This is a genomic window from Acidovorax sp. GW823-FHT02H02, from assembly GCF_058797075.1.
Genome location: NZ_JBXAJH010000034.1, coordinates 1 through 12148, shown reverse-complemented (window position 1 = coordinate 12148; position 12148 = coordinate 1). Strand labels below are relative to the sequence as shown.

The window sequence follows — 12148 nt, the reverse complement described above, 5'->3', positions numbered from 1 at the left end:
CGGTCTACCCAGACCACCCCCGCGCCAGTGCTAGCTTTGCGTACCGTCACTTATTGCACTGAAAACGAGGAGACCCCCAATTGCGCCACTACAAAGCATTCATGCAGTTGCCACTACAAAACTTCCGCAAAAATGTGCATAAGTCGTTGATTCACATGGAAGCGGCTTCACCAAAAATGCGAAATCGGCATTTTGGTGTCGAACTCGGGTTGCCAGGCGCTGCGACCATCCTTCTGTGTTGCATTCCGCGTCCCGCTGTCATGCCTATGTCATACCGACGATCTACCATCCTTTCATGATCGATCTGTAGATCAAAGTTACTTATTGATTACATGATCGAATCAGCATGCCGGAAGGAGCCGCAGTTTGCCCTCCCGATTATTCGTTGGAAGACCTTGGAGCATCACCATGTTTGCAGAGCAGCAACGCGAATATCTCGACAAGGGATATACGAAGATTGAAAGCTTTTTCTCCGCGGAGGAAGTAGCGAAGATTCTTGAAGACGTCAAGCAAATTGAATTGGGAGCTATTGGCGTAGCTTCGGACAATGAGACTTACCAGTTCGAAAAGAAGAATGGCGAGACGACGAAGCTACTGCGTCGCGTCGAGAATCCTCACCTTTATTTCGATGCAATAGATTCTTTGGTCAGGTCGGAAAAAATCGTCGATTTGCTTCGGCATTTCCTGGGCGAAAACATCCGTTTGCACAATAGCAAAATCAACTTCAAGCCGCCATCAGGCGCGCCAGTCCAGTGGCATCAGGACTGGGCATTCTATCCCCACACAAACGATGATTTTCTTACTCTCGGAATTTTCCTCGACGAGACAAGTGAGAAAAATGGCGCGATGGCATGCTTGCCAGGCTCCCACAAAGGAAAAGTGTACGACCACCGGAACGTCGAGACGGGCGAGTTTTGCCACGCGATCTCTCGCTCCAACTGGGACGAAGCGCTCGACCCGACAGAAGGGGAGTTACTGACGGGACCCGTAGGAACTGTCACGTTGCATCACGTCCGGACCCTTCATGGTTCAGGCCCAAACCACTCAACGATCAGGCGGCGTTTTCTGCTCATCGGCTATGCCGCGGCTGATGCCTGGCCACTTCTGGGCTGTGGCAACTATGGGGATTATGAAAGCCTCATGGTCTCTGGCCGATCCACCGTATTCCCGCGCATGGTGGAACTCCCTTTGACTGTCCCGTATCCGTTGTCGATGTACGGTGATCGCATCTTTGAAAGTCAACGAGCTTTGACTCAAAAGTACTACTGAAGTCTTTAACTCACTGAGGTCATAATGCAAGTTTTTACTCTGTTTTCGAAATTCAAGAAGGCGTTAACGCGCGCCATTCTTGCCTTTATCGCCACAATCATAGTGTGCACACCCGCGCAGGCAGCTGAGGTTGTCAATGGTAAACTTCACCTGCGTTTTGCAATTGCGCCGTTGCGTCCAACGCCTAGCCAGACCATCAAAGAGTTTGAGCCGATATTCAAGTATCTCGCCAACCAGCTCGGCGCGACCTATGAAATCGTCTCCCCGGAAAGCTGGGCGGCAATATCTGTGGCAATGACAAATGGCCATGTCGATGTGGGCTGGCTCGGACCCTGGGGCTATGTCTTGTCGAATAAAAAGGCCGGCACCGAAGTGCTTGCAATGCCCAAGTACCGCGGGGAGCCGTTCTACAAAGCCCTCATTGTCGGTCGCGCCGATCTGCCGATCAAAAAATGGCCCGAGGACGCGAAGGGTTTGAAGCTGTCACTCAGTGATCAGGGCAACACTTCTGGCTGGCTCATCCCGATGGCGTACTTCAAGAGCATCGGCATCGACCCTGCGAGCTATTTTGAATATCGTGAAGGTGCCCCGTTTGGCCAGAACGCAACACAGATTCAGCACGGACTGATCGACCTCGGATCCGATTTTGATCGGGGCCGGAACGGGATGATCGAAGCGGGTCAAATCGATCCTTCGAAGTCCAAGATCGTGTGGGAATCCAGCAAGCTGCCGAACGACGCGATATCCGTGCCGAAGGATTTAGATCCTGCTCTGAAAGCGCGCATCACGGAAATACTGACGTCCTTGTCCGAAGAGAAAGCACAGTCGCTGATGGGCTCGGGCTATAACGGCTTCGTGAAGGCAAAGCACAGCGATTACAAGGTAATCGAAGACGCCGGCCGCATCGTGGGAAAACTGTAAAGCACGAGGGGTCCGTTCTTGGATGAGGGCAGCGGACGACAAGGTGGACTGACGCACGCCAGCTCCTTGTCTCCGCTGCACGAACATACGGGCGCGCATCGCAATACCACAGAGGATGAACCAATGAATCAGCGAATCGAAGAAGTCATGCTGGCTAATGTCAAGAGGGACGTAGCCAGGAGAAAGCGGCATTTTGCAACGTCGGTCGTAGTACTCAGTTTGCTGGCAGTGGCCTGGTACGTGTGTCAGATAGAATTCCAGAAGCTAGGCGCCGGTTTACCGAGACTATGGTCATTCGTCGTGCAGATGTTTCCACCCGACCTGAGCGACCTGGACGTCATTCTAAAAGGGGCTGGCGAGACGCTCGCCATGGCGACGATTGGCACGATATTCGCCACAATCATGGCATTTCCGCTGGCACTCATGGCTGCGCGTAATACCTGTCCGAACAAGTGGACCTATCGGGTATCCCGCGCCATCCTGAACGCCAGCCGCGGCACGGAGACATTTGTCTATGCACTTGTATTTGTAGCAGCAGTGGGCTTCGGTCCGTTCTCCGGCGTACTGGCCATTACTTTCCACATGGTAGGGGCAATCGGCAAAATGTTTGCTGAAGCCATCGAGCCCGTTGACCAAGGGCCGTTGGATGCGCTCGCCTTGACCGGTGCCAGCAGGGCAAAGATTATTCGCTACGGTCTGATCCCGGATGTTATGCCGCACCTGATCGCGAGCGTTCTATACATTTGGGAATTCAGTGTCAGAACGTCCACAGTACTGGGCATCGTAGGCGCAGGTGGAATTGGGCAGACCCTGAAAGATACTGTGGACTTGTTGGAATTCAACAAGATGATTACGGTACTGGCGGTTGTATTGCTGATGGTGTGGGCAATCGATTTCATCAGTGACCGGCTCAGGTACTTGATATTGGACACAAAACGCGAGGGATTCGAAACTCTCCCTGCGAATAACTGATTGCTTCACGTATTACTGGAAGGGCGGTTCGCAATGAAAGATGTAGCGTTGCAGTTAAAGAATGTCGGTAAGTCATACGGCAATAAAGTTGTCCTGGAATCGATTGACTTCGAAGTACGTCGAGGCTCAATGGTTGCCTTGCTCGGCACAAGCGGGGCAGGGAAGTCGACGCTTTTCCGATGTCTCACTGGCCTTGAGCCGATTGACTCCGGTTCTATCGTGGCGCTCGGAGAATCCATACATGAACTGTCTCCGGCGCGTCTGCGGGCAGTACGTGGCCAGATCGGGTTCGTGTTCCAACAACTGCACCTGGTGAAAAGGTTCTCAGCACTCGAGAATGTATTGGGTGCGCGTCTGGCAGAGATGCCCATTTGGCGCGTCACATTGAAAAGCTTCAGCCGGGCTGACAAAGTGCTCGCGTTCGAATGTCTGGACCGGGTCGGCATGCTCGATTATGCAAACACGCCTACGCAACTGTTGTCAGGCGGTCAGCAACAGCGTATTGCGATAGCGCGAGCCTTGGCGCAGAAGCCCAAGATTATTATTGCGGACGAACCCGTCTCCAGCCTCGATCCGCTGACGGCGCGCTCGGTTCTGCAAACGCTGAAAGCCGCGGCTACAGATCTTAATGTCGCGGTCCTGTGCAGCTTGCACCAGGTAGACCTGGCACTTGAAGTGTCTGATCGAGTCGTGGGATTGCGGGATGGGCGAATCAGTTTGAATATGGCTAACCAACCGAATGATCAAGGCATGATGCAAAAGATACGATCCATTTATCAGCAGCGTGCCGTACACAGCGTCAGAGACGAGCCGTTGCAGCGGCATGTCGCGTAGTTCGTTCCTCAGAGGTCCCATGAAACCAAGAATCGTAACAACGCATCGAATCCACCCCGACACGCTGGCCCTCCTTGAGACCGCCGCTGAAGTAATTTCCAATCAGTCCGATTCAACCATGTCGCGGGAAGAGGTACTGTTGCGCACCAATGATGCGGACGCGATGATGGTGTTTATGCCGGATAGCATAGATGCGGATTTCCTATCCGCGTGCCCCAATCTGAAGGTCATCGGCGCCGCGCTTAAAGGATATGACAACTTTGATGTCGAGGCATGTACCCGCCATGGGATTTGGTTTACGATTGTTCCTGATTTGCTTACGAGTCCCACAGCTGAACTAACGATTGGCCTGTTGCTGAGCATCACACGGAATATGCTGCAAGGTGATAATTACATTCGATCACGCCAGTTCAATGGTTGGACCCCGCGGTTTTATGGCACAGGTTTGACGGGTAAAACCGCCGGCATCATTGGGATGGGAGCGGTCGGGCGGGCGGTCGCAAAGCGGCTGGCCGCCTTCGATATGCAAATTCAGTACACGGATCCGCAGCCTTTGCCGCAAGAGTCGGAAAGGGCATGGAATGCGAGCAGAACATCGCTGGACCAGCTATTGGCGACAAGCGATTTCATCATTCCCATGCTGCCGATGTCGTCAGATACCCACCACACCATAAATGCTCGGGCATTAGACCGCATGAAGCCCGGTGCGTACCTCGTCAATGCCTGTCGCGGCTCCATCGTAGATGAGCGGGCCGTGGTGCATGCGCTTCGGACGGGGCATCTGGGCGGTTACGCCGCAGACGTCTTCGAGATGGAGGAATGGGCGCGTCCCGACAGGCCGCATTCTATTCCTGACGAATTGCTTGATCCTGCTTTACCCACATTCTTTACGCCTCACCTGGGTTCGGCGGTCAAATCGGTACGGATGGAAATCGAGCGTGAAGCCGCCCTCAGTATCCTCGAAGCGTTGCAAGGGCGCATTCCACGCGGAGCGGTCAACCATGTTGGAGCGGGGAGATGACTGAGTGATTAATCTCGATCACGTTGAGAGTTTTCTGGCCGTAGTCGCAGCCGGGGGCTTCCGCGACGCCGCAAAACAACTCGACATTTCGCAGTCGACGGTGACGCAGCATATCAAGAAGCTTGAAGAGTCGCTTAAGATGGAAGTGATCGTGCGAAGCAATGCCGGTTGCAGCTTGACAGCCGAGGGTGAAACTTTTTTGCCGTATGCGCAACAGCTCGTCAACCTGGCGTGTAAAGCCGGAACTCTATTTGAAAAGAAAGATGAAATCACGATTGGTGCGAGTTCTAACACGGGCATATACTTGCTTCAGCCATATATAAAAGAGTTTGAAGAGCGAACGCCATTGTCAAACGCATTTGAAATTTGAGCCACTTCGCGCGGTATTGCGCAAAGTAAATCTGAACCAATGATTATTTGGCTGTGGACGGGAAGTGTCCGGCCTTGCGTTGCTGTTTGAGTCGGTAGCTGTCTCCTTTTATTTGGACGATATGTGAGTGATGCAAGATGCGATCAAGCATGGCTGCCGTCAGCGTGGTGTTGCCCCCAAACGTCTGATCCCATTGCGTAAATGGCAGGTTGCTGGTCAGTATCATGGATCCTCCTTTTTCATAGCGCTTGGCAACGATCTGGAAGAAGTGGCTTGCCTGGTCGTCGGTCAACGGCAAGTATCCGATTTCATCGACGATGAGCAAGCGCGGCCCCAACACGTTATGGCGCAGCACGGCGTTATAGCGTTCTTGACGCATGGCAGCCTCCAGTTGCAACATCAGATCTGCTGCGGTGATGAACTTCGTTTTTATGCCCGCTTGGGTTGCGGCGTATCCCAAGGCGATGGCGACATGGGTTTTACCGACGCCAGACGGCCCTAGGGATGGTGTTCAAAACCGGCGCAGCGAAGCTCGGTGAACGCATGAATCTTGCGACATGAAACTGCCGCGCCCGTTTTGATCGATTTCAATGCCACTGAGGTCGATTTTTCGGCCTTTTGAGACTCCATCGAGGCCCTTGGGCGCGCTGCAGGCGCACTCATCCCTGCGCCCTCTGCAAAAGCCGATGCCGCGCCATCCAGAGATTGGAGAGCGCGAACAGTGTGTGCAGTTGCGCCGTGTTCTTCATCAGCCCTCGGTAGCGCACCTTCACAAACCCGAACTGGCGCTTGATCACACGAAACGGGTGCTCCACCTTGGCTCGGATGCGCGCCTTCACATGCTCAAGCTTGTCCATGATCGCGCCCATGGGCGTACTTTTGTCCAACGCTTTGCGCTTGCCCGGGCGCATGGCCACGTGCCAGTTGGCCTTGATGCCCTGCGTCTCTTCGCGCTTGGCCACACCCTGGTAGCCCGCGTCGGCGAACACATCGGTTTCTTCACCGTGCACCAGCGCGCTGGCCTTCGTCACGTCATTGACGTTGGCCGCTGTGCCCACCACTGTATGAACCAGACCCGAGTCGGCGTCTACGCCGACGTGTGCTTTCATTCCGAAGTGCCATTGGTTGCCCTTCTTCACTTGGTGCATCTCCGGGTCACGCTCGCCAGTGGCGTTCTTGGTCGAGCTGGGTGCCGCAATCAAGGTGGCGTCGATAGCTGTGCCGCTCTTGAGCAGCAGGCCCTTGGCGGCCAGCGTGCTGTTGACAGTAGCCAATATCTGAATGCTGAGCTGGTGCTCTTCGAGCAGGTGGCGAAAGCGCAGAATGCTCACGCGATCCGGAATGCGCTGGGCGCTGGAGAGGCCCGCGAAGTCGCGGTACAGCGGCGTCTCGAACAGAGCCTCTTCCATGGCCAGGTCCGACAGGCCGAACCACTGTTGCAAAAAATGAATGCGCAGCATGGTCTCGTGCGCAAAGGGCGGACGCCCCGTGCTGGCTACAGGCGAGGCCGCTGCGATCAACGCGATGAGTTCGCGCCACGGCACCACCAGCTCCATCTCGTCCAGGAACACGGCCTTGCGCGTGCGCCTCGTGCTCAGATTCAGTCCCAGTTCGGCTTGTTTCTTCATGACCTGATTGTTCTGCTTCACCAGCCTTCACGCCATTGGGGACGGCACGGAGTTTTGAACACCATCCCTAGCAGGATGACGTTCTCTCCCCGATCGATAAACCGCAGGCTTGCCAGTTCATCGAGCTGCTTCTTAGGCGCACCCACGGCAAAGCTGTAATCGTACTGATCCAGGGTCTTGATAGCCGGAAATCCAGCCATACGCACCAGTGTCTGGCGAGAACGTACTTGGCGGGTGTCGCGCTCAAGGGCTAGAGCCTGTTCTAGGTAGTCAAGAAAGCTCCAGTCCTTGCTTATTCCTTCGGCGGCCAGTGCGCGGTAGTTCTGCATAAGTCCTTCAAGCTTAAGCGTTTGGCAATGCGCGTCGATGCGTTCGTGTTGCAGATTCATGCTTGCACCTCGGTCAACAGCTGCTGGTAGACCGATAGAGGGTGCTGTAGCGAGGCATCCATGTCAGGCAATGGGCGCTCGGTGAGTAACGGCACTGACTGCGGTGCGCGGACGAATGCGGGTAACGGCTGCAAGGCAACGCGCTCTTGCTCTTCGAATAGAACAACGGGTGCCTTGTTGGTGACCGGGTGAATGCGCTGATTGGCCACATCGCGCAACCACTTACCGACTTCGGCATTGGCGGTCTCGACGTCCAGCATCATGCCGGACTGCTTGAGCCAACTGGACAGAGGCACATAGAAGTTACCGCGCAGATAACGATGGAAGCGTTCTACCTTGCCCTTGGTCCGTGCTCGATATGGCTGACACAGGCGCGGCATGAAGCCGTAATGCTTGGCCAGATCCAGCATCCCGGCGTGCCAACGGTGATGGCCTTGGCCATACGCATCTCGATCAATAACGATCGTCTTGGCATTATCGTAGAGAATCTCCCTGGGTACACCGCCCAGGCTCTCGAACAAGGCGTGGTGGCAGGCAACGAGTGTGGACGCCTTCTCATTGCTGGCAAACTGCACCCAACGCCAACGGCTGTAGCCAAGGGTCGCCGTAAAGGCATAAAGAGGGCAGCTGCCCCGGCGAAACACCACGAAATCGCACTGCATCTGGCGTCCAGGCGCGGTCTCGAAACGCACAACCGGATCGGGTGTTGGCCTTGGCCGATGCGCCTGCATGAAGGCCTGCACGCTACGCAACTGGCCCTGATAGCCGTGTGCCTTGAGCTCTCGCAGCAGCGCCGGCGCAGCGATTTGATCCGGTTCGGCGGCCTGCATGCGCTGAACAATGTACGCGTGAAACGGCTCCAGCTTCGTGGGCCGCGCTTCACGCGCTTTATAACGCGGTATGTCGGGCGAGGCGAGGTAGCGCGTTACGGTGTTGCGGGAAATGCCCAGGCGTCGCGCGATCTCGCGCAGAGATAAACCTTGGGCCTTGAGTACATGGATGGACATCCACTGATCCTTCTGAAGCATCGTCGGCCTTCGCGCACAAAAGGCTAACTTTACGGAAAAGTGGTTCAGTTTTACTTTGCGCGAAGTGGCTCATTATTACTTTGCGCGCAACACCATTTTCAGTCAAGGTGGTCATCGATAGAAACGAGGCGATAGCGCGGACCATAGAGAATTACGACCTGGACATCGCTGTCGTCGAAAGATGGGACGAGCGCCCGGGATTCGCTGCCAAGCTGTGGCGACGAGAAGAGCTGGTACTTATCGTACCGCTGGGGCATCCGTGGGCGGGCATGCGGAGTGTTGGGCCGAACCAGCTTGAAAACCAAGTCTTGATCGGAGGCGAGGCGGGCTCGGGCACCGGACGGGTCCTTCGGCAGTATCTCGGTACACGGGCAAATACGCTGAGTGTTTCCTTGCAACTGGGCAGTACCGCCGCTGTAAAAAGTGCTGTGCAGGCAGGACTGGGGATATCAGTCGTGATGAAAGCGTCCGTCGAGAACGAGTCCCGACTTGTCTTGTTTTCAACGGTTCCCTTTGAGGGCGATCCGCCCCGGAAGGAGATCTACATCGTGTTTCGGAATGGCATGCTGAAGCATCCGTCCATCGCTGCTTTCGTCGACATACTTTTGAGCCGTCCGCACTAAATCGGCTTGTGAGCTCGGCTTGTAATGCCGCCGCCGACCCTGGGCGCCGAAGTTCGGGCTGTGGCGTCGCCACACCGATTCTTTCCACGGCAGCTTCGGCTACGACGGAGTGAAAGATATGGGCGAGGGCAACAAACAAAATAGCCAGTCAAACGACTGGCTCTTGAAATTTTGAGGACAAAACCTTTGAAGTCTAGCCTCTCATCCCGATAAAGTGACCTGCTCCGTTTTTTCATACCACCGCCATTTGGGAAATGGCATGGATTGATAAACAGTTCCTCAAGCTTTGGGCCATTTGCAACGGCGTCAGGTAGCCCAAGCTGGAATGCGGTCGTACCTCGTTGTAATGGCGCCGCCAATCCGCGATGACGATTCTGGCCTCGATCCGGTTGCGAAACCATTCCAGACTGAAGCACTCGTCACGCAGTTTGCCATTGAAACTTTCGGTGGTGCCGTGCTGCCATGGCTTGCCCATAGCGGGGATACCGAAAAGCTAACTCCTTCAGCAGAAGTTTGCCTGCCGGAGCCTCTCTTCGCTGTGAGATGGTATCGGTTGCGCAGGTACAGATTAGACGGTATTGAGCTGGTACTGTGCAGGGCCATAGACCGACGCCCGCATCGCCCCATACAAGCTTATTAATAACTCGTAATCTCGCAGTAAGGTCAACTACAACTTGGCAGCCTTTCGGACAACTCCGAGTTTAGTTTGATCTCGGTGAACTCTTTGCGGCGGTTGGCTCAGCAACTGGGCATCCAGGCCCCGGTTGCTAGCGTTGTAAGCCCACACAACAAACTGCTCCAGCAGTCTTTCGTTCTCGACCTTAAGCCGGGCATTTTCGGCCTCAATACGCTCAAGACGTTCTAAAAGCGCCTGTGCTTCTGTAGCTCCCAAGCCAAGGGAGCTTTTTGACCGAGCATTTGGAAGCCCTGCAACGCGGCTCTTCGTTAATTGGAAGGCCTGCTTTATGCGAACCCTGACCTTGCCCCTGTTTGGTGGAGTTCTTAACCCACAATTCACGCGGCCTTTTTGCGCTGTGCCTCGTACCAGCGTTGCTCGTATTGCATCGGACTGAGGTAATCCAACGTCGAATGCAGCCTACGGTGATTGTAGAAGGCCATCCAGTCCATCACCGCCCGCCGGGCCTGAGCGCGGGTGGCAAATTTCTGCCCGTGCACACTTGCTGTTTTCAGCCGGCCCCAGAAGCTTTCCGTGGGTGCATTGTCCCAGCAATTGCCCTTGCGGCTCATCGATGAGCGCATGCCCCAGCCCTTCAAGGCATCCTGCATCTCATGGCTGCAATACTGGCTGCCGCGGTCGCTGTGGAATATCAATCCCTCGGGCGGTCGGCGCCGCCACCATGCCATGGTCAAGGCATCCTTGACCAGGCTGGCCTGCATGTGCGGCTGCAGGCTCCAGCCCACCACCTGACGACTGAACAGGTCGATGACAGCGGCCAGGTACAGCCAACCCTCGTCGGTGGCGATGTAGGTGATGTCGCCACACCACAGCTGGTTGGGTACCTCGGGATTGAAGCGCCGCTGCACCAGGTCTGGTGCCACCGGCAAGCTGTGCTTGCTGTCGGTGGTGACCACAAACTTGCACTTAGTCCTGGCCCGGATGCCGTGCTGCTGCATGAGCTTGCGCACCCTGTCTTTGCCCACCCGGACGCCACGGGCCAGCAGTTCCTTGTGCATGCGCGGCCAGCCGTATTCGCCCTTGACCTGTGCGTGGATGGCACGGATGTGGGCCAGCACGGCCTCGTCGCTGTGGCGAGCGCCAGGCCTGCCAGCCATGCCCTTGGGGCGGCGCAGCCAGTTGAAGTAGCCGCTGGCGCTGACCTCCAGCACGCCACACGAGATGCTCACCGGGTACTGGCTCCTCATTTGGTGAATCCAGGCGTACCTCGCAGCGTGTCCTGCGCGAAGTACGCCGCGGCTTTTTTTGCGATGTCACGCTCCATACGAAGCCGAGCCACCTCAGCGCGCAAGCGCGCTATCTCCATCTGCTCGGGCGATATCTTCGCCTCCTTGTCATCGCCACCGGCACTGCTCAATATCCCCTTGGCCGCCTGGCGTACCCAGTTTCCCAGGCTGGCCTTCGGTATCCCCAATACCTTGGCTACCACTGCAATGGCCTGACCCGCGCGTACCTGCCGCACAGCCTCCAACTTGAATTCTTGCGTGTACTGCGCACGCACCTGCTTTGCCGTCATCTCTTGACTCCTTGTCGGTATTTTCAACAAGGTTAAGAACTCCACTCCTCAGGGGCAAGGTCACCCGCTGATTTAGGGCTTGTCTTGTGTATCGGGCGTTAAGTCGTTGCTCGACAATCTCAATGAGTAATTCCCAAGTAAGCTTCCCCTCCCAGCCGTCGAGAATGCTAACTATGGCTTCTATATCCTGGTCTTCCAAGTTACGTGCTCGAACTTTCGGCCTATTTCTAGCCATCATTTTTCTCCATCGCGAGCATCAGGTTGCGCATGGTTTCAGTCGATATAATCGCACTAGGAGAGGGCTCCGGCCGGTGCGTTAAAGCGGCCCGAGCTACTTTGGCTTGCTCGATTCTTGACGGGACAGGAAGGTTTGACAGTTGGATGACCGCACCATGAGGAATACTGGGGTCATCAAGAAGGGCACACAATTGAGCCAGCCTTTTTACCGTCAGCTCGTGATGGTCTACCCACCGACTAGCTCCAAAGTAACCGTCAGCATGAGCCTGCTTGGCTGCCTCTAGATTCTCTCTAGCAGTCACCAGCTCATCCCGAATCCTGGCTGACCGAACCTCATCGCCTTTTACGCAGACCTGCTCAGAACAATTGAGGCAGTCAGCATGTAGCTGGCAGGGAGCCATGGTGTAATCATGGATACACACACCGAATTCGAGGGTCGGCAGGGATTCATGTAAAAAACCGCAGAAACAGGCTTAAGTCCCTGTCACAGTTGGGTTTTTATCATTCCTCTGTGTCATTTTTTCTGCCCCTTCAACAGGGTCTTTCGCGGACGCATCAGGACTGGGCACCGTAGCGCTGAAACGCTCCAGCATGCTGACCACGACCTGCTCTTGCGCCGTGACGGATGACTTGGCTGCGGTCA

Annotated in this window: 11 protein-coding genes and 2 pseudogenes; 7 read left to right on the top strand and 6 right to left on the bottom strand. The window is 55.5% G+C overall.

The genetic code is table 11. From position 1 onward, the window contains the following. Positions 1-408 precede the first annotated feature (408 nt). The 6 genes from AC1RDS_RS20675 (at position 409) to AC1RDS_RS20650 (ending at position 5387) form a co-directional block, all read left to right on the top strand. Complete coding sequence (locus AC1RDS_RS20675) at positions 409-1269, top strand: phytanoyl-CoA dioxygenase family protein (protein WP_003118418.1); 861 nt, start codon at positions 409-411, stop codon at positions 1267-1269. Between the two features lie 24 nt (positions 1270-1293). After that, positions 1294-2190, top strand: a complete 897-nt coding sequence (locus AC1RDS_RS20670; protein WP_492227326.1) for a phosphate/phosphite/phosphonate ABC transporter substrate-binding protein — start codon at positions 1294-1296, stop codon at positions 2188-2190. A 123-nt stretch (positions 2191-2313) separates the two neighbouring features. Continuing rightward, entirely contained in the window at positions 2314-3162 is an 849-nt protein-coding gene (phnE, locus tag AC1RDS_RS20665) for a phosphonate ABC transporter, permease protein PhnE (RefSeq protein ID WP_492227325.1), read from the top strand. 33 nt (positions 3163-3195) lie between these two features. Beyond that, positions 3196-3996, top strand: a complete 801-nt coding sequence (gene phnC / locus AC1RDS_RS20660; protein ID WP_492227324.1) for a phosphonate ABC transporter ATP-binding protein — start codon at positions 3196-3198, stop codon at positions 3994-3996. Positions 3997-4015: 19 nt separating this feature from the next. Beyond that, the gene (locus tag AC1RDS_RS20655; protein WP_492227323.1) at positions 4016-5017 is read left to right on the top strand and encodes a phosphonate dehydrogenase; all 1002 of its coding nucleotides are present in this window, start codon (positions 4016-4018) and stop codon (positions 5015-5017) included. A 4-nt stretch (positions 5018-5021) separates the two neighbouring features. Next, positions 5022-5387 (top strand): LysR family transcriptional regulator, encoded by a 366-nt coding sequence (locus AC1RDS_RS20650; protein ID WP_262838876.1) that lies wholly within the window; start codon positions 5022-5024, stop codon positions 5385-5387. Positions 5388-5430: 43 nt separating this feature from the next. On the opposite strand, the pseudogene AC1RDS_RS20645 reads toward AC1RDS_RS20650, so the two are convergent. The 4 genes and pseudogenes from AC1RDS_RS20645 to istA all read right to left on the bottom strand — a co-directional run. After that, positions 5431-5889: pseudogene (locus tag AC1RDS_RS20645) on the bottom strand (ATP-binding protein); the annotation flags it as partial. A gap of 157 nt (positions 5890-6046) precedes the next feature. Next, on the bottom strand, positions 6047-7015 hold the full coding sequence (locus AC1RDS_RS20640; protein ID WP_322316748.1) for an IS5 family transposase: 969 nt from the start codon (positions 7013-7015) through the stop codon (positions 6047-6049). 17 nt (positions 7016-7032) lie between these two features. Next, positions 7033-7404 carry an ATP-binding protein gene (locus tag AC1RDS_RS20635; RefSeq protein ID WP_492227322.1) on the bottom strand — a complete coding sequence of 124 codons (372 nt, stop codon included), beginning with the start codon at positions 7402-7404 and terminating at the stop codon, positions 7033-7035. Further along, positions 7401-8432, bottom strand: a complete 1032-nt coding sequence (gene istA / locus AC1RDS_RS20630; RefSeq protein ID WP_492227321.1) for an IS21 family transposase — start codon at positions 8430-8432, stop codon at positions 7401-7403. Before istA ends, AC1RDS_RS20635 begins: the two co-directional genes overlap by 4 nt. Before the next feature lie 80 nt (positions 8433-8512). Here istA and AC1RDS_RS20625 point away from each other — a divergent pair, with 80 nt between their 5' ends. Further along, the gene (locus tag AC1RDS_RS20625; RefSeq protein WP_492227320.1) at positions 8513-9055 is read left to right on the top strand and encodes a LysR substrate-binding domain-containing protein; all 543 of its coding nucleotides are present in this window, start codon (positions 8513-8515) and stop codon (positions 9053-9055) included. A gap of 232 nt (positions 9056-9287) precedes the next feature. Here AC1RDS_RS20625 and AC1RDS_RS20620 read toward each other — a convergent pair. After that, positions 9288-9527: pseudogene (locus AC1RDS_RS20620) on the bottom strand (integrase core domain-containing protein); the annotation flags it as partial. A 542-nt stretch (positions 9528-10069) separates the two neighbouring features. Further along, a protein-coding gene (locus AC1RDS_RS20615; RefSeq protein WP_492227319.1) for an IS3 family transposase occupies positions 10070-11268 on the bottom strand; the annotation gives its coding sequence in 2 pieces (ribosomal slippage) (positions 10070-11001 and positions 11001-11268; 1200 coding nt in all). Positions 11269-12148 lie beyond the last annotated feature (880 nt).